Here is a 24409-nt window from a genome sequence, read left to right on the forward strand (position 1 = left end):
TTTTGTATCTATATATTATTACTATCTTTTAGTATTGCAATATTGAATATATATTTGATATGATAGGATTGAAAATAATATATTAAGTTAGGGGTTTAATTATGAAAATAACATTTAAGCCAAGTGGCGTTTGTTGTAGAGAAATGAATTTTGAAGTAGATGATAACAATGTTATAACTAATGTTGATTTTGTAGGTGGATGTCCAGGTAATTTAATAGGACTTAAGCAATTAGTAATTGGACAAAATGCCTTTGAAGTAGCTGATAAATTAGCTAATATACCTTGTGGCGGAAAAACTACTTCTTGCCCAGACCAATTATCTAAGGCTATACGTCAATCTCTATAATGTTTATTAATGAGTATCTTTAGGTATTTTACCTTATTTGATACTCTTTTTTATTTATATAAACTATATTCTATAAATTTTTAGCTCATATAATAAATAGTGTAAAATTCATTTAAATAATATATTGATAAATTACTTTATAAACTTAATAACATTATTTTGAAAATCAAAAGTGCCTTAAAATAGTTATTATTACTACTTTAAGACACTTTATTTTATACTATACTAACTCTAATATATTATTTACTATTGTTCTAACTGATCCTATCATATATAAAGATCCTGCACTTATTATTATATCTTCTTTTTTAGAATTTCTTAGTGTATAATTAACTGCTTCTTCTATGTTTTCTATTGAAATTACATCATCTACATATTTAGATATTTTATCTTTTAAAATTTCACAGCTTATAGCTCTTGGGTTATCTGGAGTTGTTGTTATTACCTTATCAAAATAAGGCATAATTATTTTTAATACGCTATCTATATCTTTATCTTCTAACATTCCTATTAAAAGAGTTCCTTTTTTGTTTACAAAATTTTTACTTATAGATTTAGCTAAAGAACTTGCTCCATCTTCATTGTGAGCTCCATCTATTATAAATATAGGATCTTCCATTAACTTTTCTATTCTACCTGGCCACTTTGTATTTAATAGACCTCTTCTTATATCATCTTCATTTATATCTAAATTTTTAGCTTCTTTTAAGTACTCTATCACACTTAAAGCTAGCATGGAATTATTGACTTGATGTTCTCCTATTAACTTTATTTCTAAGTCTTCATATGTTTTATTCATAATCTTACAGCTATATACTTGAGAATTTATGTCTGATTTTTTAATTTTCATACTATCAAATTTAACTTCTATGTATTTAGCATTTTTCTCTTTACATATATCTTTTATAACATCTTTCGCTTCATCGCTTTGGTCATATACTATAGCTACTCCATTTTCTTTTATTATTCCACCTTTTTCATAGGCTATTTTATCAATTGTATCTCCTAATATACCTACATGGTCTAAGCTTATAGATGTTATTACACTTACTTCTGATTTATTTATAACATTAGTAGCATCATATCTTCCACCCAATCCAACTTCTAGAGCTACAAAATCTACATTTTGTTCACAATAATAATAAAATGCCATGGCAGTTACTATTTCAAATTCTGTAGGATATGAATATCCATTTGCCACCATATATTCTATTTTCTCTTTTATTAAAGTAACTATTCTAGCTACATCATCTTCTGGTATATTTTCTCCATTTACTCTTATTCTTTCTGTGAAGGTCTCTAAAAATGGTGATGTATATAATCCAACTTTATATCCAGCTTCCTTTAATATACTTGTTATAAAGGAACAAGTTGAACCCTTTCCATTAGTTCCTGCCACATGTATTATATTTATCTTATCTTGTGGATTTCCTAATAATTCTAATAGTTTAGATATATTATCTAGTCCTAACCTTACACCAAACTTGTGAGTTTCTTCTATGTACTGTAATGATTCTTGGTAGTTCATTTATTATCCCCCTTAGTCATTTCTCTTTTGTTATTATTTATCTACTTTTTATTATAGTATATTTTTTACTAATTTAGTTTATAATATAATATTTAATTGCACCACAATAATGAATTATTTTTCTACTAACATAGTCCATTTTCCAATCTCTTTAAACCCTATTTTACGATATACGTTTCCTGCTTTTGGATTATCATAAAATAGACATAATGTCTTATTACGTTTAATTAAATCACTACATAGTTTAGATAAACACTTACCCATATAGCCTTGTTCTCTATATTCTTTTTTAGTTGCTACTCCTACAACCATAGCGGATTTACTATTTTCTGCCGTTATTTGTGATATAGTGATTATTTCTTTATCTTCATTTTCTATATAATAAGATACTGTGCTATTATCTTTTATTCTACTTCGTATTGTATCAACACTATATTCTACAGAAAATTCATCTATTGTACTTAGTAAATCATATATCCTTTGTGCATCCTCTTCTTTTCCTAATTTTATAGTGTCATCCCATTCTAAAAGTTTTTTATCATCTTTTAATTCACAAAAATATGTAATTTTCTCTTCGTAATCTCCTAATACATCCTTAAACTTTTCTATTATAGTATCTTTTCCTGATATTATTTTTTTATCTTTATATTTTCTTATAATATCCTTAAATTCAGATACATCTTCATCTAACTTTTCAATATATGGTATAAAATTATTTGTGTATCTTAATAAAACACCTCTTAAATTGTTATCTTCATCAAACTTTCCCCATACTTCTTGGAAATCTTTATTAAACCCATGCTGTTCAATATCCCCTATTATAAATAAATTTTTACTAGGCTCCTTTGCTACATAATCTAAGACTATCTTTCTATGTTTATCTTCTAGTTTCAATATCATGATATCATCCCTCCAATCTTAAATATATAGCTTATATATATTCCTTTTATGATAATAATATCCTTTAAAATATTCTACATTATACTTTATCGAATAAATATAAAAGCATAGGTAACATACCTATGCTTTATAAATTATCAATAACTTTTATAAAATTCTATGAATTATTAGTTATTTATATATTTTTCAAATACTTCTCCAAAGTCTTTATTGTTATATGTATTTCTTAAGTTTTCCATCCAGTTGAAGTTAAACTTAGCTAGGTCTTCTACTATATTTACCGGATTTCCTTCTAGATGATTTCTTGATATTGCATCATTAGCCATCTTAAGTCCATTTATGCCATCTTCTACTGAAGTATAATTTCTGCCTTGTATCATACTTATTTCAACTAGAGCTTTATATAAATCTTTTAACTGTTCTAATTGTTTTTTATCTACATCTATACTAAACCTTTCATTACCAAAATTAAACTTTATTTCTATATCTAAATCTACTGTACCTGCAGTTTCTAATGTAACCTCATCTACTCTTTCATAATAAAATTCGTGTCTTTTTACAACCCTTTTCCTACTAACTGCATTGGCTCCATCTACATGTAAAAGGCCTCTATTAGTAAATACGTATTCATCTGATTTTGACTTTATAACAAAGTATATTTTTTCTCCATCTTCATGCATTATGTAGTCGTCTCCATCAACTTTATCAAAATCTTGAGGAGATATAATCTTACCTATATCAGATAACCCTAGTGTATCTGCTGCCATTCTTCCTAATATATTTTTTGCCATTTTTCTCCCTCCTAATATAAATAAGTATTTCAATTCTCTTACTTATATTATAAACTATAATTATCCGCTTATCTCAAAGATTTTTCATAACATAACAAAAGAGTGCCATAAATAATTTTATAATTATTTGTGGCACTCTTTTTATACAGTCTTAAATATATTTATACTGCTATAAATTATTTTATTTTAGCTTCTATATTTTCTATTCTTTCAAGAACTGACTTCATCATTTCTTCGAATTTTTCTTTTTTAGCTTTTTCTTCATTAACTAAGCTTTCTGGAGCTTTAGCTAAGAATCCTTGGTTAGAAAGCTTTCCGTTAACTCTCTTTATTTCGCCTTCTAATTTAGCTTTTTCTTTATTTAATCTATCTAATTCTTTAGTGAAGTCTACTAATTCATCAAGTGGTATAAATATTTTAACTCCATCTATAACAACACTTACTGCATCTTCTGGTATACCAGCTTCACTGTCTACTATTTCAACAACTGATGCAGATGCTAATGTTACAAAGTAATCTTTACCAGCTTCCATAGCTTCTTTCTTTTCAGCTGTTGGAACTATTATAACTTTAGCTTTCTTTGATGGTGGAACATTCATTTCAGCTCTTACATTTCTTATATTTCTTATTCCATCCATTGTTAAGTTCATCATTTCTTCTTCTTTAGCCATGTTATCTGCTTCATTATAGTGAGGCCACTGAGCCACTACTATACTTCCTTCTACTGTTGGAAGATGAGTGTATATTTCTTCTGTTATAAATGGCATATATGGATGAAGAAGTTTTAATATCTTCTCTAATACATATGTTAATGTATATAATGCTGTTTGTTTAGCAGCCTTATCGTCAGAGTATAATCTTGGCTTAACTATTTCTATATACCAGTCACAGTACTCAGACCATGCAAAGTCATATATCTTTTGAGCAGCTATACCAAGGTCAAACTTGTCCATGTTGTCGTTAACTTCTTTAACTACATTGTTAGCTCTTGATATTATCCACTTATCAGCTAAAGTCATGTTAGCTTCTACTGATTCTCTAGTTACACCATTCATTATCTCTTCATCTATGTTCATGAATACAAATCTTGATGCATTCCATAATTTATTTGCGAAGTTTCTAGATGCTTCTACTCTTTCCATATAGAATCTCATATCATTTCCTGGAGAGTTTCCAGTAGCTAACATGAATCTTAAAGCATCAGCTCCGTACTGGTCTATTACTTCTAATGGATCTATTCCATTTCCTAAAGACTTACTCATCTTTCTACCTTCAGAGTCTCTAACAAGTCCATGGATTAATACATGTTCAAATGGAGTTTCTCCCATACAGAACATTCCTGCAAATGCCATTCTTACAACCCAGAAGAATATTATATCGTACCCAGTTACAAGTACACTTGTTGGATAGTAGTAGTTTAATTCTTCTGTATTGTGTGGCCAACCTAATGTTGAGAAAGGCCATAGTGCTGAAGAGAACCATGTATCTAATACGTCTTCATCTTGTTTAAATTCATGATGTCCACACTTAGGACAAGTAGTAGGCATTTCTTTAGCAACAACTACTTCTCCACACTCTTGGCAGTAGTAAGCTGGTATTTGGTGACCCCACCATAATTGTCTTGATATACACCAATCTCTTATGTTCTCTAACCATTGTAAGTAAGTTTTATCAAACTTATCTGGTACAAACTTTAATTCTTGTTTCTTTAATATATCTATAGCAGGTTTTGCTAATTCATCCATCTTAACGAACCATTGATCTGATAATCTTGGTTCAACTACTGTATGACATCTATAGCAAGAACCTACATTGTGGTTATGATCTTTTATAGCTATTAAGTATCCAGCTTCGTCTAAATCAGCTATAAGTTGCTTTCTACACTCATATCTGTCCATACCTTCATACTTACCAGCTAATTTGTTCATTGTTCCATCTTCGTTCATTACGTTTATCTTTTCAAGGTTGTGTCTTTGACCAACTTCAAAATCATTAGGGTCGTGAGCTGGGGTCATCTTAACTGCACCAGTACCGAACTCTAAATCAACATAATCATCAGCAACTATTATTATTTCTCTGTTTACTAATGGAAGTATTGCTTTCTTTCCAACTAAGTGAGTATATCTCTCATCTTCTGGGTTTACAGCTATACCACTATCTCCAAGCATTGTTTCTGGTCTAGTTGTAGCTATTTCTAAGAATTCATCACTACCAACTATTGGGTATTTTATGTGATAGAACTTTCCATCATGTTCTTCATGCTCAACTTCTGCATCTGATAAAGTTGTCTTACAATCTGGACACCAGTTTATTATTCTGTTTCCTCTGTATATTTGACCTTTTTCGTATAACTTAATGAAGAATTCAATAACAGCTTCGTTACATCCTTCATCCATTGTGAATCTTTCTCTATCCCAGTCACAAGAGTCTCCTAATTGTTTCATTTGGTCTACTATTTTTCTACCAAATTCATTTCTCCAGTCCATAGCTCTCTTTAAAAATTCTTCTCTTCCTAAATCGTACTTAGACTTTCCTTCTTGTTCTCTTATTCTTTCAACAACTTTAACTTCAGTTGCTATAGAAGCATGGTCAGTTCCTGGTTGCCATAAAGCTTCATATCCGTCCATTCTCTTCCATCTTATAAGTATATCTTGTAAAGTATGGTCAAGAGCATGCCCCATGTGTAATTGTCCTGTTATGTTTGGTGGTGGAAGCATTATAGTGAAAGGCTTCTTGTTTGGATTTGGTTTAGATTTAAATAATCCATCTTCAATCCACTTTGAGTATAATCTTGATTCAAAATCTTTTGGATTATACGTTTTTGGTAAATTAGTATTTTCCAATTTCATTTCCTCCTCATTTAATATTTAATTTTTATTAAAAATTTGCCTTGCTTAAATTATTAATAATATAAGTAACTTAATAATTTCATTTTGACTAAAAGTCTTAAACTTATATATTTTATAGTATAAATTAAAAAAGAGCCATTCATCCTTATAAGGACGAAAAGCTCGCGTTACCACCTTAATTCCCAAATTGAACTTATTCATCTCTAAGAGTTATATTCCATATTTGCTTAGCTACATCTCTTAATTGAACTTTACTTATCTATAATATATAGATACTTAATAATTTGGGCTCTTTATGGATTTTAACGACTCCCACCGTCTAAACCTACTGCTAGTTCAGCTTAGAAACTCCAAAGCTACCTTCTGCAAACCTGTACTAAGAAGACCTTTCAGCCTATGAGTCTTCATCTCTTTTAGTAGTATTTACATACTCCTCTTTATCATAGTTTTTATCTTATTATTTATTCTTTAATTATATCCAATTAATATTATTATTGTCAATTATTTATAATAATATATGTACTACTTTGATTTTTTTAATTAACTTTGAATATTTCCTTTCCAATAGTTTCGATCTTGTGTATCTTCACTTATTGGTTCTATCTTATAACCTCTCTCTTTTAATACTCTTATAATGTTATCTAAAGCTTCTACAGTTTGTCTTTTTTCATGCATTAATACTATTAAATTAGATTTATCTCTACCATAATATAATAGATTACTTACAATATTATCTGTTGTAGACTTCCAATCTAGAGTATCTAAATTCCAATCCCATATTTTATAATTATTTTCTATTAGCATATCATAAGACTCTTTAGGCATATAAGGCTTACTTCCATAAGGTAGCCTTATTAATTTTGATACATCACCTGTTATGTCATAAAGAGTTTCTTGGCAAGTTTTAAATTCATTTAATGTTGCTTGTGGTGTTTCATAGAGCTTATGTATATCATGAGTTACACTATGAAACCCCATACCATGACCCTCTTTTTGCATTCTATTTAATTCATCTGGATATTTCTTCATGTTATCATTTATCATAAAAAAAGTTGCTTTAACTTGATTTTTTTCTAATATGTCTAATATTGAGTTGGTGTATTTAGACGGTCCATCATCTATCGTTATATATGCTATCTTCTGTGGTAATAAAATAGGACCTTTTTCTTTTTGTGTTGTAGCTGTATTTATAGTTTGAGTTAAGGTACTCGTTATTATATAATTTTCTAATGAAGTATATTCTCTATCCTCATCTTCCTTTAATGTATTAAAAATAATTACACTTAATACAAGAAATACTAATAAAATTATAGCTAATACTTTGCAATTTTTTTTTATGTTCATCCCCCTAATCTCCTTTGTTTATTACTTTATAATCTTATATCTCTACTAAATAACCCTAACAATTTTTTTCTGTCCTCATTTCTTAGTGTTTCTATTTTTTTCATATCCATTTTTGCTAAAAATTGAATTACATTTATATTTTCAAATGGAGTTTTTATATTTGTTTCTTTAGAATATTCCTGTACAAATGTTTTTCCTTTTTCTGTGTCTAAAATACGCTTTGGCCCTCCTACACATCCACCTATACATCCCATACCTTCAACAAAAGTTACATCAATTTCTTTATTTATAACTTTTTCAAGCCCAACTTTGCAGTCTTTAGCTCCCTGAAAAGTAATAGCTTTAAAATCAGCTTTGGGATTTATTTTTTTTACGCAATCTTCAATAGCTTTACTCACACCTCCTGCATGAGCATATATCCTTCCAAGAGCTGATGATTCTATTCTATTCTCTTCTACTTCTTTATCAGCTTCTATATCTAAAGCCTTAAATATTTCCTCCAATTCTTTAAATGTTAATACAAAATCTACTGCTCCTTTTATATCTTCTGATATAGCTTCTTTCTTTTTAGCTACGCAAGGTCCAATAAAAACTACTTTAGCATCTTCATTTAAAATCTTTATAATCCTTGCACAAGCAATCATAGGAGATACTGACTTAGATATGTTATCTACAAATTCAGGGTAACTTGACTTTATTAAACTAATCCAAATTGGGCAACAACAACTAGTTATAAAACATTCGTCTTTATTTTCCTTAATATGGCTACAATAATCATAACTTTCTTTGACAGTAAGTATATCTGCTGCTAAAGCTACTTCTATCATGTCTGCAAAACCTACTTTTTTAAGAGCACTTCTTAACTTACCAGGAGTTACATCATTTCCAAGTTGTCCTACAAATGATGGAGCTACAGTTGCATACACAGGATGTTTTTTATCTTTTAGTAATTTTAAAATAGGTATGAATTGAATCTTATCAGATATCGCCCCTAAGCTACATTCTCTTATACACCCTCCACATGAATTACATGTATTATCCTTATTACAATTAATATGCTTTTCTTTTACTAAACATTCCTTTCCGTCTTCTTTGTTAACACAATTATTGCACACTTGAGATATTACTGATATTATTGGTGTGCTTATTTCTTGTGTGCACATAGCTTTATTTAACATTTCTTTTATTGTTTCATCTGTTTTATCTATTGGATCTAATCCCATAACTATTCTTATTAAATTTAATATGGCCTCTTCACCAAATTCATCACATACACTTTCACCTAGTACTTTCTTAGGTATATTATCTATATCATCAAATTCCTCACTCCAAATAGCTTTTATAAGTTCATTAAAAAGCTTCATTTTGTAATTATCTAATATTTTCGTATTTAAATTAATTGATTCCATGAAAAATGCCTCCTTAAATACTATATAGGTAATATTTACGAAGGCACTAAATTTTATTTATTAAATTTGTAATTTAAGTATATTGATTAATATCTAAATTCACTAAGGTGTTTTAATATAATTTATATTAATTGTTGTTATTAATAGTATGAAGTATTTCCGCTTCTTCTATTATCTTTCTTAGATGATAATTAAATACAGGGCTTTTGCTTTCATCTAAATCCCATGCTATTTCTTCTAATTCATAGATTTCCCTTAGTATTTCATAATTTTCTTTGCTTAAATATAGCTTTTTATCTAATAATTCTATTGACTGTATATGGAAATATATTTCTCTACATATAATTATTGTTTCTTCTATTTTTTCTATATCTATATCATCTCTACTATAATCTAGCTCATCTATTAACTTAGAATAAGAACCCTCTACTTTCTTTATTTCTTTTTCCAGTTCTTTTATATTAAAACTTCCTTTATTTAATATCTTAAGTTCTAGAAACTCTTTTGTTAATTTTTCTATAGATTGAAAATCATTTTTGGTATTATCTAAATAATCTGGCCTTGCTAATATATAGTTAATAAATACACCTACAACTACTCCTATTGAAGTATCTAATACCCTAAAGAATGAATATTCTGCGGGGCTAGAATTTATAACTCCAAGATGTATAGATAAAAAAGTTACACATGCAACAACTACTGCTTTATTGAGTTTAAACATATTGCATAAGTATATTGTGATGATTACTCCAAGACCACAAAGTAATGCATCTCCTGGTCTAATTAATACAATTAGAAAGCCTATTATACCTCCAAGTATTGTACCTTTTACTCTGTTAAATCCAGCTTTTAACGAACCTTTAACTGTATCTTGCACTGATACTACACATGCTATGGTTGAGTAAAAAGGATTTTGGACAATCATTGAACCTAGTACAACACAAACAGCTACACTTAATCCTGTTTTAAAGGTTCTCATGCCGACTTTTTCTAGTTTCAAAATTTTACCTCCAATTTGTTATTTATTTATATTTAATAATTCTATTATTTCATTTTTTATATCATTTGGTAAGTCCTGCTCTAAATTTCTTTTTAATAATTCTTCATGTTTTATCCCATTTTCAACTAAGTATTTTTTTATAATAGGTACTCTTCCTTTAGGATCTCCCATAACTAAATATGCTACAAACCAATCTTCTAGAGTAGTTATAGGCATAACTACTTTATCTAAATTTGTTAAATACTTTATAGACTTTTCATCTAGTATAAACTTATATATAGATTTATTTTCTAACTCTATACTAAAGTTACCCATAAATTCTACTTCTACTCCATCTATATTATATCCAAAAAACTCTTTAGTTCTAAATGGATCTTTAGATGGCAAATCTAGCCTTTGACCTATATTATCCATAGCTTTTTTTATTTTTTTTGAATCTTTTCCATCTATTAATATATCTATATCTCTTGGATTTTCCACTAATCCATTAAATTTTAGCATCATAGAACTACCTATAGCCCAAGTGCAATCTAATTTATTTAGTATCTCTGCAATTTTCTTTAAAGTGTCCATATTTTCTAAACTCCTATCTTTATAATATATTTCTTATTAATCATTTTTATAATTAATCTTTATTGTTTGTTTATTTTTTAGATTTATATTATAACATGAGAAATATTAATTTATTTTTATTACAAATAAAAAAGAGATATCTCAAAGGATACCTCTCTTTTCTATATCAATGAATTTGAATAACTTATATTATTTATAACGATACAAGTTTAACTTATATTACTCCTTGACTCATCATAGCATCTGCAACTTTTAAGAATCCTGCTATATTAGCACCTACAACATAGTTTCCAGCATGACCATATTGTTCAGCAGCATTTTTAGATGCTTCAAATATGTTCTTCATTATTACTTGTAATTTTTCTTCAACTTCTTCAAATGTCCAAGATAATCTCATACTATTTTGAGACATTTCTAAAGCAGAAGTAGCAACTCCACCAGCATTTGCAGCTTTAGCAGGAGCAACTAATAATCCTTTTTCTAAGAAGTAGTTAACAGCTTCATTTGTACAAGGCATGTTAGCTCCTTCTCCAATTACTTTAGTTCCATTTTCAACTAATATCTTAGCTGATTCTAAGTTTATATCATTTTGAGTAGCACAAGGCATAGCTATATCACACTTAACAGTCCATATTCCTTTTTGACCTTCAACATATATAGCACCTTCTTTTCTAGCTACATATTCTTTTATTCTCTTTCTTTCTACTTCTTTTATTTGCTTAACTATACTTAAATCTATACCATTTTCATCTACTATATATCCAGAAGAGTCACACATAGCTATTACCTTAGCTCCATGTTCCATAGCCTTTTGAGCTGCATATATTGCAACATTTCCTGAACCTGATATAACAACTCTCTTGCCTTCAAATGTATCTTTGTGATAGTTTAACATTTCGTTTACAAAATATACAACTCCAAATCCAGTAGCTTCTTTTCTAGCTAAAGAACCTCCATAAGTTAATCCTTTACCAGTTAATACTCCAGCATCATAAGCATTTCTTATTCTCTTATATTGACCAAATAAGAATCCTATTTCTCTAGCTCCAACTCCTATATCTCCAGCTGGTACATCTATATCTTTACCTATATGTCTATATAATTCAGTCATAAAACTTTGACAGAATCTCATTATCTCATTATCAGATTTTCCTTTAGGGTTGAAGTCAGATCCACCTTTTCCTCCTCCTATTGGTAATCCAGTTAAAGAGTTTTTGAATATTTGTTCAAATCCTAAGAATTTTATTATACTTAAGTTAACAGATGGATGGAATCTAAGTCCTCCCTTATATGGTCCTATTGCACTGTTAAATTGTACTCTAAATCCTCTATTTACATGTACTTTTCCATTGTCATCAACCCAAGGTACTCTAAACATTATTTGTCTTTCTGGTTCAACTATTCTTTCTAATATACTTGCATCTATGTATTCTGGATGTTTTTCTAAAACACCTTCTAATGAATGTAAAACTTCTTCTATTGTTTGATGGAATTCTGGTTCTCCATTATTTCTAGCTTTTACATCCTCGATAACTTTTTCTATTACTTCTTTAACATTGTTCCCCATTTTTATTAGCCCCCTTTGAAATTGAAAACATTTTCAATTTAATAGTACTCCACTATATCTATAATATCAACACCTTATAATTTATTGAAATTTTCTGAATCTTCCTTAATTACAAACATCTCTTTTTTAATATGAAATTTATCTAATTTTTTATAAAAGTCATATATTTTATTATTTATTGCATCAATTTTGCCTCTTCTTTTAAATGGGTTATAAAATTATTAATTTAAGATTTATTTATAAATTAAGTCACTCATAAATTGTATCGCCTTATAAATAAATAGGATAAAGCTTTTGCTTTATCCTATTTCAACCATTTCACCTTTTATAGCATATATTATTTTTTCACATACATTAGTGCTATGATCACCTATTCTTTCTAAGTACCTTCCTACAAATAAAAGCCTTACTCCTTGATTTATAGTAGTTGAATTCTTATTCATAACTTCTAAGCAATCTACATGTATTTGTTTATATAAATTATCTATTTTATCGTCTCTTTTTGCTATATCATAGCAAAGGTCTTCATCTTCATTTTCTAAAGCTTTATAAATATCATTAATCATATCAGTACATATTTTAGCCGCTTTTGGTATATCAATTAATTCCTTTATATAGGCTTCATCGCCTATTTTTAAAGTTTCTTGTGCTATATTAACTGCATAGTCTCCTATTCGTTCTAAATCAAGTGCTATATTTCCTAGAGCGTATATATATCTCAAATCTTTTGCCATTGGTTGCTTTAACGCTATAAGTTCAATACTTCTATCTCTTATATACTCTCTTAAAGTATCTATCTCATCATCTTCTTTTATTACTTTTCTTACTCCTTCTAGGTCTTTATTGATCATAGAGTTAATAGAATTATCTACTGCCTCCCCACACTTTTTTATCATTGCTAATGTGTAGTTTTTAAGTGTATTTATACTTAACTCTAAACTTGTATCAACCATATATTTACTCCTTTTTTTATAAGTTTTATCCAAATCTTCCTGTTATATAATCTTCTGTGCGCTTATCTGTTGGAGTTGTGAACATAGTTTTTGTGTCACTAAACTCCACTACTTCTCCAGTCAAGAAGAATGCTGTTTGGTCAGATACACGTGCTGCTTGTTGCATATTATGTGTAACTATTACTATAGTATATTCATCTTTTAAAGACTCTATTAACTCTTCTACCTTGGCTGTAGATATAGGGTCTAATGCTGATGTTGGCTCGTCCATAAGTATTACTTCTGGCTTCATAGCTATTGTTCTTGCTATACATATACGTTGTTGTTGACCTCCAGATAGTCCTAGTGCAGATGATTTTAATCTATCTTTTACTTCATCCCAAATAGCTGCCCCCCTTAAACTTTCTTCAACTATCTTATCTAGAACCTTTTTATCTTTTATACCATGTGTACGAGGTCCATAAGCTACATTATCATATATACTCATTGGGAATAAGTTTGGCTTTTGGAATACCATTCCTACCTTAGTACGTAATTTTATTACATCCTCACCTTTATATATGTCTTCTCCATCTACTTCTATTTGTCCTTCTATTCTGACATTGTCTATTAAATCATTCATTCTATTTAAAGTTCTTAAGAATGTTGACTTACCACATCCAGAAGGACCTATTAACGCAGTAACCTTCTTTTCTTCTATATTCATATTTATCTTCTTTAATGCTTGATTATCTCCATAATATAAATCTAAATTTTTTATACTTATCTTTGTATTATCTAAACTCATCTTTTACACCTCGTAAAATTTCTTAGTAATTTGCTTTATTTAATTTTTTAGCCACTATTTTAGCTAATGTATTTAATATTAGTACCATTATTATTAACACAATTCCTATAGCTGCTGCTCCTTGTATATCTCCTTTTTCTTTTGTAAGTAAATATGCATGTACTGTTAATGTTCTAGCACTATCAAATATAGTTCCTGGCATTTGTGCAACTGTCCCTGCTGTTAATAATATGGCTGCTGATTCTCCGATAACACGACCTACTGATAATATCACTCCTGATAGTATCCCTGGTATCGCACTAGGAAGTACTACTTTATATAAAGTCTGGAACTTAGTTGAACCTAAAGCTAATGATGCTTCTCTATAACTTTGTGGTACTGTTTTTAAAGATTCCTCTGTTGTTCTTATTATTACTGGTAATATAATTATTGCTACTGTCAATGCTCCTGAAAGTATTGAGTATTTCATTCCTAAAGTCACTACAAAGAATATCCCTCCGAATAATCCATATATTATTGATGGTATACCTGCTAAACTCTCAGTTGCAAATCTTATTATTGTTACTAATCTTCCTTTTTTAGCATACTCTTGTAAGTATATTGCTGATAATATGCCTATTGGTGTTGCTACTGCTATTGCTAAAAATACCATATAAACTGTGGATACTATCATCGGTAATATTCCTCCACCACCCATTGGAGAATAATCACTAAATAAGAATGATGGACTTATTCCTTTTATCCCTTGCATAAATATATATCCGACTATCACAATTAATGTTGTAACTGTAAATGCCGCAGATAAATAAACTGATGTTTTTAATATATTTTCTTTAAACTTTCTCATGCTAATCTACCGCCTTATTCGAAACTTTATTTAATACTATATTTAAGATTAATATAAACGTGAATAATACAACCCCTGTTGCAAATAACATTTCTTGATGTGTTCCAAATGCATACCCCATCTCTAGTGCTATATTTGTAGTAAGTGGTCTTACACTATCCATTAAAGATGATGGCATTACTGGAGAGTTACCCGCTACAAGTATTACTGCCATCGTTTCACCTAAGGCTCTACCTATTCCAAGTATAACTGCTGCTAATATTCCTGACTTTGCAGCTGGTAATACAACTTTAAATATTGTCTCTATATCTGATGCACCTAATGCTAATGAACCTTCTTTATAAGCTTTTGGCACTGCTCTTATTGCTGTTTCAGATACTGATATAATAGTAGGTAACATCATAACTGCTAAAACTATTATTACTGCTAATAAACTCTGACCTTTTGGTAAATTAAATATGTCTTGTATTGCTGGTACTATAACTGCTAAACCAAATATTCCGTATAAAACTGACGGTATACCTGCTAACAATTCAACTGCTGGCGATATTATTTTAGCTAATTTTTTTGGAGCTAGTTCAGCTATAAATACTGCTGTAAGTATACCTACTGGTACTCCTATGATTAAAGCTCCTGTCGTTGCAATTAATGATGCAACTACCATTGATAAAATTCCAAATTTATCTGCACTTGGCACCCATTCACTTCCAGTTATAAATTCTATAAATGAGTAACCTTTAAATAAAAATGGTGTTAGACCTTTGTAGAATACAAATCCTATTATTAAAAGTAAACTTGCAACTGCTATTAATGCACTTACCATAAATACGTTCTTAGATATTTTCTCTGCTATATATTTATTCTTGTTATTACTATTTTTATTGTCTCTTTGTTCTATGCTTACTGTACGAGACTTAACTAACATAAAAATCCTCCTCAAAAATCCTCAATATATTTCTTGTTCATTATTTGTTTATTATTCCTTACATACATATAGTATTATTTCTAGGTTAAATTCATATTAGATTTCGGTTAACTTAAAGTAAAATAAAAGGCATTTTTTTAACATAAATTTTACTTTTTATATTTTCGTTAAATCTATGTAAAAATCTAATTCATTTCACTAATGATATGTTTGTATGCTTAATATGAATATGTCTATTGCTCAATTTAACAATTTTAAGTTAGAAATTTTCATGGATCAGATAATTTCCAATGACTTAGTATATTAAAATAAAAAAAGACACATAACTATATGTGCCTTTTTTCTTATAATAATGAGGATATCTATTTTATGCTTATAAGCCCTTCACCTTCTACTATTTTCTGACCTTCTTCACTTAATATGAACTCAATAAATTCATTTCCTTTTTCAGTAATATTTTCTTCTTTACTAACTAGTAAAAATGGTCTAGCTAGAGGATATTTCTTATCCTTAACATTTTCTACTGTTAATTCTTGTCCTTCTACTGTCAATTGTTTTACTTTATCATCAACATATGAAGATGATATATATCCTATTGCATTTTCATTACCTTCTACTGTAGATTTTATATTTCCTGATCCATCACTTATTTGTGCATCTTGAGTTAACTCATCTGCTTCAAATCCAACTATTTCCTCAAAAGCCCCTCTAGTTCCTGATCCATCTTCTCTTGATACTACTACTATTGGAGCATCTTTTCCTCCAACTTCTTTCCAGTTATTTATCTTCCCTGTGTATATATCCTTTATTTGCTCAATACTTAAATCTTTTACTTCATTTGATTTATTAGTAACTACTGCTATAGCATCTAATGCTATTTCAGCTTCCTTTAATCCTGCTTGCTTTTCTTCATCTTTTAAATCTCTAGATGCCATACCTATTTGAGATGTTCCATCTATTGCATTTTTTATACCTGCTGAAGATCCCAATTGCTGAACTTCTATAGATACACCTTCATTCTTACTTTGGAAATCTTTCGCTAATACCTCTATTGCTGGACCGACTGACGTTGAACCTGATATCGTAATTTTTTCCCCCTCTGATTTTGAACCTGAACCACATCCTACTGCTAAACTTCCTACTAATATTGTACTTGATAATAATACCGCTACCTTTTTCTTAAACATAATATTCCCTCCATATGTATTTGATAATTTATTTTAATTTTTATTCATGTTTCTGCTACAATTCTTTGTTTGCTTTGCTGTTCTTTATACTTTAATATTACAGTTATTTTGTTAAGTAAATATTATGAACAAGTTAAAGGGATGTAAATTATGTTAAGAAAAAGTAAAATTCAATATACTCCATTTTGTAAACAATATGACTTTAAATTCACTTTAAGCGACGTTTCCACAAAACACTTAAATATATATTACTCAAAATATAAAAAGGCTTAAAGTTATTAATAACTTAAGCCTTTTTAATGTTATGTTTTATCCTTTATATTGTTCTTCTAATTTATCAACTAGTCCTTTGAATATTTGTAAAGCTTCTTCAACAGATTCTTTTTTCTCCATGTCTACTCCAGCTTTTCTTAGTTGATCTAATGGATATTCAGACCCTCCACTCTTTAAAAATTCTATATATCTTTCTACTGCTGGCTTACCTTCTTCAAGTATTTGTTTACTTAAAGCACTTGCCGCTGAGAATCCTGTTGCATATTTATATACATAGAAGTTTGAATAGAAGTGAGGTATTCTAGCCCACTCTAATCCTATTTGCTCATCAACCACACAAGATTCTTTATAGTATTTTTCATTTAATTTATAATATATATCAGTAAACTCTTTTGCCGTTAATGGCTCTCCACTTTCAACACTTTCATGAGTTATTTTTTCAAATTCAGCAAACATAGTCTGTCTATATACAGTTGTTCTAAATTGCTCTAAGTAATAATTTAGAAGATATAATGTTTCTTCCTTAGACTTAGAATTTTCTAATAAATAGTTTATTAATAATAGTTCATTTAAAGTAGATGCAACTTCTGCTACGAATATTTTGTAGCTTGAATATATATACGGTTGAGTAGTTCTTGAGTAGTAACTATGCATAGAGTGACCTAATTCATGTATTAATGTAAATAAAGAATTTAAATCATCTTTATAACTCATTAATATGTACGGATGAGAATCGTAACTTCCCCAAGAGTATGCTCCACCTTGCTTACCTTCATTTTCATATACATCTATCCATCTTTCATCAAATGCTCTTTGTATTAAGTTTAAGTATTCATCTCCTAATGGCTTTAAAGCATTTAATATTATTTCCTTAGCTTCTTCATAAGTTATCTTCATATCAAATTTTTCAGTTAAAGGAACATATAAATCATACATATGTATTTCTTCTAACCCTAAAAACATTTTCTTTAGATCTACATATTTATTAAGTGTTGGTAAACTCTCATCTACAGCTTTTATAAGATTATTATATACATCCACACTTATGTCATCCTGGAATAGCGATGCCTCTAGTGCTGATTTATATTTTCTTATTTTTGAGTAGAATATTTCTGACTTTATACCTCCATATAATGTGGATGCAAAAGTATTTTTATATTTACCATATACTAAATACATAGCTTTAAAAGCATCTTTTCTAACTCTAGGATTCTTGCTCTTTAAAAATACAGAGTAATTAGAGTGCGTAAGCTTAACCTTATTACCTTCTTCATCTTCTATTTCCGGAAACTCTAAGTCTGCAAAAGAAAACATATCATATACATCTTCTGATACTTTAGTTATGTCAGATGCAGCAGCTAATATTTCTTCTTCTGATTCACTTAATGTATGTGGCTTTTCTCTTAAAATTTCTTTTATATGCTTTTCATAGAAAGATAACTTTTCATCCTTCATAAATTCTTTTAACTTCTCATCTTCTATGGCTATTATTTCAGGTACCATATAAGATGTAGCTGTAGATAATTCAGTAGCTAACATATCTGTCTTTGTAGCTAAACCTTGATTTTCATTTATTCTTGTATCCTCATGTTGCTTCATATGAGTATATACATATAAATTTTGTAAAAGTCTTGATGCTTGTTCTGATATATTTAGTGCATTATATAAATTCTCAAAACTCTCAGCTAAATTTCCTTTGTATTCTTTAGCCTTTTGTATAAGCTCTTTAACCTTACTTATGTCTTTTTCTACTTCATCTTTGTTCTTATACATCTGTTCTAAATTCCATTTAAATTTATCTTCTATCTTACTTCTATCTAGTCCCATAGCTTTTCTCCTTTAATATATTAATTTTTATCTAGAGTTTATGGTTCTTAAATCTAGTATTCTTATTACATTATTAATGTAATAAATTTTATACCAATATTTTGAGTAAATATTACCTAATATATACTATAAAACAGATACTAATATAGCTCCTTCAGATGTGAACGTTCCCATTATAGGACCTATCTCTGCTATAAGTACTTCTTTGAAGTTTAGATTTCCTTCTACTATGTTCTTTATTTTTTCTGCTTTATCTATACAATTAGCATGACCTATTATAACTGTTTTTTCATCTTGGTGCCCTACATTGTTTTCTACATACTCTAAGGCTTTTTTTACACTATTACTTCCGCCTCTTGCTTTGTCTATAGGCTTAACAAGGCCATCTTCTATTTTAATTATAACTTTAAAGTTTAATGCGTTTATTATTTTTCCAGCAACTTTGTTTATTCTACCACCCTTTATTGCATTTTCTAATGTTTCTAAAGCTCCAAAAAATACAATTTCTTTTTTGAATTTTTCTATGTGCTCTAGTATTTCATCCATATTTTTACCAGTACCTATAAGTTCACTACATTTTAATATCATTAATGCAACCCCAATAGACCCACTTTCACTGTCTATAACTTCAATTCTTTTATATGGATTTTCTTCTAAGTACATTTCTTTAGCTAAAACAGCATTATTGTAAGTACTAGACAACTTAGAAGTTAATGTAAATACCAAAAGTTCTTCATCATCACCTTTATAAAGTTCTAAAAACCTATCTGGTGATGGACTTGAAGTTTTAGGTAATTCTTTACTTCCTTTCATTTTTTTATAGAAAATTTCAGAATCTATATCAATTCCCCCTACATAACTCTCTTCGCCAAAAGCTACATTTATTCCTACTACATCTGGTCTTGCTCTATCTAAAACTTCTTGTGGAAAATCGCATGATCCATCTGTTATTATTCTTATTTTTTTTGTCAATTTATACACCTCAACCTAAATTTTTAATTATACTTATTCTATATTATTTTAGTGTAAATAATCTACACTTATTATATTTTTTAACATATTCAATTCTTTTACTAATTCATCCACCATTATTCTTCTATCATGAACTAGAAAAAAGCTCAATTTCCAAAGGGATTCTCCCTCAGCTTCTATATCAATACTTTTAACTTCTATTTGAGATTTTTTAAATATTGAATATAGCATAGATATACTTCCCATGTTATCTACAACAACATTGAAAATAGTATATTTTTTTCTAAAAAGTATTTTATCTATATTCTTCAATATATATAGTGTTATCATAACAAATAGCCAAGCACTTATACTTAAGACATAATATCCATATCCTATTGTTATACCAATACATGCAGTTGCCCATATACCTGCAGCAGTCGTTAATCCTCTTATTCCATTTGAGGTTTTTAGTATAGCACCTGCACCTAAAAAACCAATTCCTGATAATACTTGTGCCGTTAATCTTGCAGGGTCAACATTAGCATATTCTCTATAATCAAAAAATAAATATAACGATGTTATTGCTGTTATACATGAGCCAACAGATACTAAGATGTGTGTTCTAAATCCTGCAAATTGATGTGACTTTTCTCTTTCAAGGCCTGTTAGTCCCCCTATAACTAGCGCTATAAGTAACCTAAGAATCACTTCTTTATGGTCTGTCACTCAAATCCCCCCTATTCCATATAAACAATATATAAGAAATATTTATATTCTAAAAATCTCCTCTATATTCATTATCGTTGTGTAATATATTTATATGTGTCGGGTAAGCTATTCGTACTTTGTTATTTCTAAATACAATAAGTATCTGTAATTTAGCATCTCTAAGTGCATTAAAATACTTATAAGAATATACTATACCTGTTATTGTATATTTTGCTCCTACTGGACTATCTTCTATATCTGTTACTCCATATACATTAAAAGGACCTTTAGGGGCACCTGATGGTAATTTAAATAGATAATTTTTATATTGTTCATTCATTATATTACATACTTCTTCTAAAGATTCTAGCACCTTCATTGGATCCTCTTCATAAGGTACTCTTACATGTACTACAACTCTCATTCTCTCTTTGCTAAAATTTCTTATGCTACTTATACTACCATTTGGAATGGTAATTCTTTTTAAATCCCAATCCCTTAAACTAGTGCTTCTAACTCCTATTTCTTCTATAGTTCCTCTAAAAGTTTCATTTATTATTACAAAATCGCCTACTTGCATTTGTTTTTCAAATAATACAAAAAAGCCATTAAATATATCTTTTAATATACTTTGAGATGCAACCCCTGCTAGAATACCTACAATACTTGCACCAGTAACTAATGTCCCAAATTTAGTTATATCTACTATTTTAAATTCCCTTAATATAAGAACTGTACTTATCAAAAATATGATGTAATAAGAAATTGATGATAATACACTACAAAGGGTATTTTCATATCTTACATCAAATTTAGTTATTTTACATATCTTGTTAAGACTATATTGTATAAGTTTCAATATTACATATGATGCTGCTATGATTGCTATTGACCTTAAAAAACTACCTATCATAATAAATATCATCCTTACGAATTAATTTTGTTAATAAATCATATAATTATTTAATATTCTCACTTTGTACTAAACATATACAATTTTAAGGATGAACATATGAATTTGAGTATAAAAAAACCCACTTTAATGTGGGCTATTTATTACTCAAATTCATATACTTATTTATTAATATATCTATTTTATTACTCGTATCGACTATCTCTTCTTTAAATATCTCTGGATATTCTATATAAGTATTAATCTCATCTCTTAGTGCTTCTATTTCTTTTTTTAATGCTTCTAACTCACCATTAGCCATATCATCACCACTATTACAAATTTATATAATTTCAATTATATAATAACAAATACAACCATTATCTGTCAATATTATAGCGGTAAAACGTTATTTTTTCACCAATTTAATTTTATTTCGTCAGTTTTCTTACTGTACGAAAATATTTATTCTTAAATATTAGTTATTAGTTGACAATCAAAATCATTATTGATACAATTTAAGTGATAATGAATTTCATTAGGAGGTATAAAAAATGACTGTTTACGATTTAAAAGTAGGTCAAAGAGGTACTATTAATAATATAAATGGAAACGAAAAACTAGCTAAAAGATTGTTAGCTTTAGGATGTATAAATAATACGGAAATAGAGGTAAAAAAAGTTGCTCCTTTAGGAGACCCTATAGTAGTTAGATTTAGAGGATTTGATCTTGCTATAAGAAAATCTGACGCAAAAAACATTACATTAAAATAAGGAAGTGATTAAATGATTAACGTTGCGTTACTTGGAAACCCTAACGTTGGTAAAACTACGGTTTTCAACCTGCTTACAGGTGCTAACCAACACGTTGGTAACTGGCCTGGGGTTACTATAGATAAAAAAGAAGGTATTTTAGAAAAAGATATCAAGATAGTAGACTTACCTGGTATTTATGCTATGGATACTTTCTCTAATGAAGAAAAAATATCAAAGAAATTTTTAGAAGAAGGAAATGTAGATGTTATAGTAAATGTAGTTGATGCATCTAGTTTATCTAGAAACCTTTACTTAACAACTCAACTTATGGAATTTAAAAAGCCTATAATACTTCTTCTTAATATGGTGGATGTAGCTGAAGCTAAAGGAATTCATGTTGATGTAGATAAGCTATCTAAAGAACTTAATATAACAGTAATTCCTGTAGTAGCTAAAAAGAAAGAAGGAACTGATAAGATAGCTCCTGCTATAAGAAAAGTTGCTAATAATAAACCTAATTATAAGACTAATTTCGGATCTGAAAGTGAAACTTATAAAGAAATAGAAGATATATTAAGTAGATGTTGTAATCTACCTCATAATAATAAGAAAACTATCACTGATAAAATAGATAAGTTTGTATTAAATCCTGTTTTAGCTTACCCTATATTTATAGCCGCACTAATGTTATTATTCAAATTTACATTTGATTGGGTTGGAGGTCCTTTACAAGAAGGATTAGGTAGTTTAATAGAAACATATGTATCAGGTCCTGCTGATGTTTTATTAGCTAATGCTAGCCCTTGGTTTAGATCATTAATTATAGACGGTATAATTGGTGGTGTTGGAGGTACTTTACCTTTCTTCCCTCTAGTATTTACTTTATTCTTTGGTATGTCATTCTTAGAAGACAGTGGTTATATGTCAAGAACTGCTTTCTTAATGGATAACATAATGAGAAAAGTTGGTCTATCTGGTAAAGCATTTATACCTATGGTTATGGGATTTGGATGTTCTTCTCCTGCTATAATGGCAACTAGAACATTAGAAAGTGAAAAAGATAGAAAAGTAACAGCACTTATAGCTCCACTTATGACTTGTAGTGCTAGATTACCTATATATGCATTATTTGTTGGTATATTCTTCCCTAAAAATGCTGCATTAGTTACTTTATCTCTTTATTTATTAGGAATTGTAGTAGCTATAATAATAGCTTTTATATTAAATAAGACTGCTTTACATGCAGAGGTTGAGCCTTTTATACTAGAACTTCCTGAATATAAATTACCTACTATAGGTTCTTTATTTAAAAATGCTTGGAGTAAATCTAAAGGCTTCTTAACTAAAGTAATTACTGTTATGTTTGCAATGTCAGTTGTAATTTGGGTTTTATCATCATTTAACTTTAATGGGTATACACCAGATTTAAATAACAGTTTCTTAGCTTATGCAGGACATTTAATAGCTCCTATATTTGCACCATTAGGATTTGGTGATTGGAGAGCTGCTGTATCTATATTATCAGGACTTGGAGCTAAAGAAATAGTTGTCAATACTATGGGTGTACTTTATGGTGATTTAAATGTTGTTTTACCAACAGTATTCACTGCTCTTAGTGCATATGGATTCTTAGTATTTACATCATTATATACTCCTTGTATTGCAGCTCTTGCTACAATGAAAAAAGAGTACGGAAATAAAATGATGTGGATATCATTTATATATCAATTTGTAGTTGCATGGATTGGTGCATTTATAGTTAGAATAATTGGAGGAACTTTATTTGCAGTAGAATCTGGTAGCTCAATTGTAGAACTTGCAGTTGGCGGATTAATAATAGCTATATCAGTTGTATTTATATTTAGAAAGTTTACTTCTAAGAATGCATCTTCTGGTTGTAGTGGATGTTCTGGTTGTGCTAGTAGTGGTTCTTGTCCATCACAAGTTGAAAGTAAAGCTAAATAAAAATTAAATATAATTTAGTATACAAATT

General features: G+C 28.8%; 22 protein-coding genes and 1 other annotated feature. Of the genes, 3 read left to right on the forward strand and 19 right to left on the reverse strand.

Annotated features, from left to right (window positions below; all coding sequences use genetic code 11):
• Positions 1-101 precede the first annotated feature (101 nt).
• Positions 102-347, forward strand: a complete 246-nt coding sequence (locus I4U89_RS09765; protein ID WP_195940186.1) for a TIGR03905 family TSCPD domain-containing protein — start codon at positions 102-104, stop codon at positions 345-347.
• A gap of 220 nt (positions 348-567) precedes the next feature.
• Here the strand turns inward: I4U89_RS09765 and I4U89_RS09770 are convergent, their stop codons facing one another.
• The 19 genes from I4U89_RS09770 to I4U89_RS09860 form a co-directional block, all read right to left on the reverse strand.
• Complete coding sequence (locus tag I4U89_RS09770) at positions 568-1875, reverse strand: bifunctional folylpolyglutamate synthase/dihydrofolate synthase (RefSeq protein WP_195940187.1); 1308 nt, start codon at positions 1873-1875, stop codon at positions 568-570.
• Between the two features lie 114 nt (positions 1876-1989).
• Positions 1990-2775 (reverse strand): GNAT family N-acetyltransferase, encoded by a 786-nt coding sequence (locus I4U89_RS09775; RefSeq protein WP_195940188.1) that lies wholly within the window; start codon positions 2773-2775, stop codon positions 1990-1992.
• Between the two features lie 167 nt (positions 2776-2942).
• Positions 2943-3566: a PH domain-containing protein gene (locus I4U89_RS09780; protein ID WP_092922464.1), complete on the reverse strand. Its 624-nt coding sequence runs from the start codon at positions 3564-3566 to the stop codon at positions 2943-2945.
• 176 nt (positions 3567-3742) lie between these two features.
• On the reverse strand, positions 3743-6409 hold the full coding sequence (locus tag I4U89_RS09785) for a valine--tRNA ligase (RefSeq protein WP_279311323.1): 2667 nt from the start codon (positions 6407-6409) through the stop codon (positions 3743-3745).
• A 152-nt stretch (positions 6410-6561) separates the two neighbouring features.
• Positions 6562-6868 (reverse strand) — a binding site (T-box leader).
• An 87-nt stretch (positions 6869-6955) separates the two neighbouring features.
• Positions 6956-7759 (reverse strand): polysaccharide deacetylase family protein, encoded by an 804-nt coding sequence (locus I4U89_RS09790; RefSeq protein WP_195940190.1) that lies wholly within the window; start codon positions 7757-7759, stop codon positions 6956-6958.
• A 26-nt stretch (positions 7760-7785) separates the two neighbouring features.
• Positions 7786-9168, reverse strand: coding sequence for a [Fe-Fe] hydrogenase large subunit C-terminal domain-containing protein (locus I4U89_RS09795; RefSeq protein ID WP_195940191.1), 1383 nt, complete (start codon positions 9166-9168; stop codon positions 7786-7788).
• Between the two features lie 127 nt (positions 9169-9295).
• Complete coding sequence (locus tag I4U89_RS09800) at positions 9296-10168, reverse strand: FUSC family protein (protein WP_195940192.1); 873 nt, start codon at positions 10166-10168, stop codon at positions 9296-9298.
• Positions 10169-10186: 18 nt separating this feature from the next.
• A complete protein-coding gene (locus I4U89_RS09805) occupies positions 10187-10741 on the reverse strand; it encodes a nucleotidyltransferase domain-containing protein (protein ID WP_195940193.1) in 555 nt (184 codons plus the stop codon).
• Between the two features lie 214 nt (positions 10742-10955).
• Positions 10956-12308: an NADP-specific glutamate dehydrogenase gene (gdhA, locus tag I4U89_RS09810; protein ID WP_195940194.1), complete on the reverse strand. Its 1353-nt coding sequence runs from the start codon at positions 12306-12308 to the stop codon at positions 10956-10958.
• Positions 12309-12607: 299 nt separating this feature from the next.
• Positions 12608-13261, reverse strand: a complete 654-nt coding sequence (phoU, locus tag I4U89_RS09815; RefSeq protein WP_195940195.1) for a phosphate signaling complex protein PhoU — start codon at positions 13259-13261, stop codon at positions 12608-12610.
• A 25-nt stretch (positions 13262-13286) separates the two neighbouring features.
• Positions 13287-14048 (reverse strand): phosphate ABC transporter ATP-binding protein PstB, encoded by a 762-nt coding sequence (gene pstB / locus I4U89_RS09820; RefSeq protein ID WP_195940196.1) that lies wholly within the window; start codon positions 14046-14048, stop codon positions 13287-13289.
• A gap of 22 nt (positions 14049-14070) precedes the next feature.
• Entirely contained in the window at positions 14071-14895 is an 825-nt protein-coding gene (gene pstA, locus I4U89_RS09825; protein WP_195940197.1) for a phosphate ABC transporter permease PstA, read from the reverse strand.
• Position 14896: 1 nt separating this feature from the next.
• On the reverse strand, positions 14897-15820 hold the full coding sequence (pstC, locus tag I4U89_RS09830; RefSeq protein WP_195940198.1) for a phosphate ABC transporter permease subunit PstC: 924 nt from the start codon (positions 15818-15820) through the stop codon (positions 14897-14899).
• Positions 15821-16182: 362 nt separating this feature from the next.
• The gene (locus I4U89_RS09835; protein ID WP_195940199.1) at positions 16183-17007 is read right to left on the reverse strand and encodes a phosphate ABC transporter substrate-binding protein; all 825 of its coding nucleotides are present in this window, start codon (positions 17005-17007) and stop codon (positions 16183-16185) included.
• Between the two features lie 309 nt (positions 17008-17316).
• On the reverse strand, positions 17317-19107 hold the full coding sequence (pepF, locus tag I4U89_RS09840) for an oligoendopeptidase F (RefSeq protein ID WP_195940200.1): 1791 nt from the start codon (positions 19105-19107) through the stop codon (positions 17317-17319).
• Between the two features lie 126 nt (positions 19108-19233).
• A complete protein-coding gene (locus I4U89_RS09845) occupies positions 19234-20079 on the reverse strand; it encodes a DegV family protein (protein ID WP_195940201.1) in 846 nt (281 codons plus the stop codon).
• A 48-nt stretch (positions 20080-20127) separates the two neighbouring features.
• Entirely contained in the window at positions 20128-20787 is a 660-nt protein-coding gene (locus I4U89_RS09850; protein ID WP_195940202.1) for an MgtC/SapB family protein, read from the reverse strand.
• Positions 20788-20836: 49 nt separating this feature from the next.
• Positions 20837-21682, reverse strand: coding sequence for a mechanosensitive ion channel family protein (locus I4U89_RS09855; protein WP_195940203.1), 846 nt, complete (start codon positions 21680-21682; stop codon positions 20837-20839).
• A gap of 136 nt (positions 21683-21818) precedes the next feature.
• Positions 21819-21983 (reverse strand): aspartyl-phosphate phosphatase Spo0E family protein, encoded by a 165-nt coding sequence (locus I4U89_RS09860; protein ID WP_092922417.1) that lies wholly within the window; start codon positions 21981-21983, stop codon positions 21819-21821.
• A gap of 232 nt (positions 21984-22215) precedes the next feature.
• On the opposite strand from I4U89_RS09860, the gene I4U89_RS09865 reads away from it, so the two are divergent.
• The gene (locus I4U89_RS09865; protein WP_195940204.1) at positions 22216-22434 is read left to right on the forward strand and encodes a FeoA family protein; all 219 of its coding nucleotides are present in this window, start codon (positions 22216-22218) and stop codon (positions 22432-22434) included.
• A 12-nt stretch (positions 22435-22446) separates the two neighbouring features.
• Positions 22447-24381 carry a ferrous iron transport protein B gene (gene feoB / locus I4U89_RS09870; protein WP_195940205.1) on the forward strand — a complete coding sequence of 645 codons (1935 nt, stop codon included), beginning with the start codon at positions 22447-22449 and terminating at the stop codon, positions 24379-24381.
• Positions 24382-24409 lie beyond the last annotated feature (28 nt).

The sequence above is a fragment of the Romboutsia sp. 1001713B170131_170501_G6 genome, assembly GCF_015668195.1.
Taxonomy (GTDB): domain Bacteria; phylum Bacillota; class Clostridia; order Peptostreptococcales; family Peptostreptococcaceae; genus Romboutsia_C.

Bases quoted from the DNA above. Each gene is read 5' to 3' on its own strand.
- I4U89_RS09765 (WP_195940186.1), top strand. From the start codon at position 102: ATGAAAATAACATTTAAGCCAAGTGGCGTTTGTTGTAGAGAAATGAAT.
- I4U89_RS09770 (WP_195940187.1), bottom strand. From the start codon at position 1,875: ATGAACTACCAAGAATCATTACAGTACATAGAAGAAACTCACAAGTTT.
- I4U89_RS09775 (WP_195940188.1), bottom strand. From the start codon at position 2,775: ATGATATTGAAACTAGAAGATAAACATAGAAAGATAGTCTTAGATTAT.
- I4U89_RS09780 (WP_092922464.1), bottom strand. From the start codon at position 3,566: ATGGCAAAAAATATATTAGGAAGAATGGCAGCAGATACACTAGGGTTA.
- I4U89_RS09790 (WP_195940190.1), bottom strand. From the start codon at position 7,759: ATGAACATAAAAAAAAATTGCAAAGTATTAGCTATAATTTTATTAGTA.
- I4U89_RS09795 (WP_195940191.1), bottom strand. From the start codon at position 9,168: ATGGAATCAATTAATTTAAATACGAAAATATTAGATAATTACAAAATG.
- I4U89_RS09805 (WP_195940193.1), bottom strand. From the start codon at position 10,741: ATGGACACTTTAAAGAAAATTGCAGAGATACTAAATAAATTAGATTGC.
- gdhA (WP_195940194.1), bottom strand. From the start codon at position 12,308: ATGGGGAACAATGTTAAAGAAGTAATAGAAAAAGTTATCGAGGATGTA.
- phoU (WP_195940195.1), bottom strand. From the start codon at position 13,261: ATGGTTGATACAAGTTTAGAGTTAAGTATAAATACACTTAAAAACTAC.
- pstB (WP_195940196.1), bottom strand. From the start codon at position 14,048: ATGAGTTTAGATAATACAAAGATAAGTATAAAAAATTTAGATTTATAT.
- pstA (WP_195940197.1), bottom strand. From the start codon at position 14,895: ATGAGAAAGTTTAAAGAAAATATATTAAAAACATCAGTTTATTTATCT.
- pstC (WP_195940198.1), bottom strand. From the start codon at position 15,820: ATGTTAGTTAAGTCTCGTACAGTAAGCATAGAACAAAGAGACAATAAA.
- I4U89_RS09835 (WP_195940199.1), bottom strand. From the start codon at position 17,007: ATGTTTAAGAAAAAGGTAGCGGTATTATTATCAAGTACAATATTAGTA.
- pepF (WP_195940200.1), bottom strand. From the start codon at position 19,107: ATGGGACTAGATAGAAGTAAGATAGAAGATAAATTTAAATGGAATTTA.
- I4U89_RS09855 (WP_195940203.1), bottom strand. From the start codon at position 21,682: ATGATAGGTAGTTTTTTAAGGTCAATAGCAATCATAGCAGCATCATAT.
- I4U89_RS09860 (WP_092922417.1), bottom strand. From the start codon at position 21,983: ATGGCTAATGGTGAGTTAGAAGCATTAAAAAAAGAAATAGAAGCACTA.
- I4U89_RS09865 (WP_195940204.1), top strand. From the start codon at position 22,216: ATGACTGTTTACGATTTAAAAGTAGGTCAAAGAGGTACTATTAATAAT.
- feoB (WP_195940205.1), top strand. From the start codon at position 22,447: ATGATTAACGTTGCGTTACTTGGAAACCCTAACGTTGGTAAAACTACG.